The sequence below is a fragment of the Caballeronia terrestris genome (assembly GCF_001544515.1).
Lineage (GTDB): Bacteria > Pseudomonadota > Gammaproteobacteria > Burkholderiales > Burkholderiaceae > Caballeronia > Caballeronia terrestris.
The window spans coordinates 1-1224 of record NZ_FCOL02000444.1 but is presented as its reverse complement, the minus strand read 5'-3'; the positions used below and the strand labels follow the sequence as shown (position 1 = coordinate 1224).

The following is a 1224-nucleotide window of genomic DNA, read 5'->3' as shown; positions in this document are numbered from 1 at the left end:
CCCGCCTCCATGGGCCAGGCCTAAGCGCACGGCACAGGGGCCAATGCCGTGCTCGCGCGGGCGCGGCCGATGCGGTTTGGAATCGTAGCCCCTGTCGCCTTCGACGATGCCAGCGCTATTATTATCAGGGACGTCCGCGGTTGCCGCGAACGTGAGCAATCGCCGCAACCAGCGCGTCGAGTTGCGCCATTTCCATTTCACGGCTCAGTGTCCCAACCCCCGCCAAGCGCCGCATAGAGCGCAACGGTATCTTGCATACGCTGCGCGATGCCCTGCAGATAGGCAATCTGCGCCTGGTGAAATTGCCCGTCGGCAATGAGAATCGGTAAATAGCCCACTGTGCCAGCCTCATAGTCCGCCCTGACAAGTCGCAATGCCTCAGCGGCCGAATGCAGTGCTCGTGATTGCGCTTCGAGCGCATGTGCGTCATTCTCCAACGCACGCAGCGAGTCAGCCACCTGCGCAAATGCTCCGAGTACGATTTCTCGGTACGTGGCTCGGGCTTGTGCGTAGGCGTCGCTCGCTGACTCTCGCTGGAACCAGAGCGTACCTCCGTGAAACAGCGGCGCAGTGACGTCTGCCGCTACGGACCATACTTGGCCTTTTCGATGCAACAGCGCGCCCATCGAGGTATTGTCATAGCCGCCGCTCGCAGAGAGCGTAACGCTGGGGAAAAGGTTGGCTGTTGCGACGCCAATGTTGGCGCTCGCGACATGCAGTGCGGCCTCCGCTTGCAAGATGTCTGGACGTCGGCGAACGAGGTCTGATGGTACGGTGACTGGCAGGGTCGCGGGCAAGGAGACATCTCGCAGGGACAGATTGGGGGCATGCCAGTCGGCCGGAAAAGCGCCCGACAAAGTCGCCAGCAGGTCTTCCGCCTGCACGCGCTTCTGTTCAAGCGCTGGCAGCGATGCCTCAAGCGTCGCCAGTTCGTTCTCAAGGGTCAGCACCGCGGAATATGCAGCGACCCCCGCCTGAATTTGTACCTGCGTCACGTCGATCTGCTCGCGCAAAAGTCCGACCATTTCGCGCGTCGCCGCAAAATCTCCTCGCTGTAGGCCGCACGCGCAATCATTGTGTTGACCACGTTTGCGGTCAAGGTCAGATACGCCGCGAGCAGCGCATAGCGTTGGGCGTCTGCTTGCGCGCGCAGACCTTCGAGCATGCGGCGCTCGCCGCCCCAGATATCGAGGGCGTAGCTGACGCTCGCCGAAAGAGTAAAAA

At 61.8% G+C, this 1224-nt stretch carries 2 pseudogenes; both read right to left on the bottom strand.

Annotation, left to right across the window (positions count from 1 at the left end):
• A pseudogene (locus tag AWB67_RS42810) lies at positions 1 to 201 on the bottom strand (hypothetical protein); the annotation flags it as partial.
• Positions 198 to 1224 (bottom strand): annotated as a pseudogene (locus tag AWB67_RS38135) (efflux transporter outer membrane subunit); the annotation flags it as partial. The pseudogenes AWB67_RS42810 and AWB67_RS38135, both read right to left, overlap by 4 nt.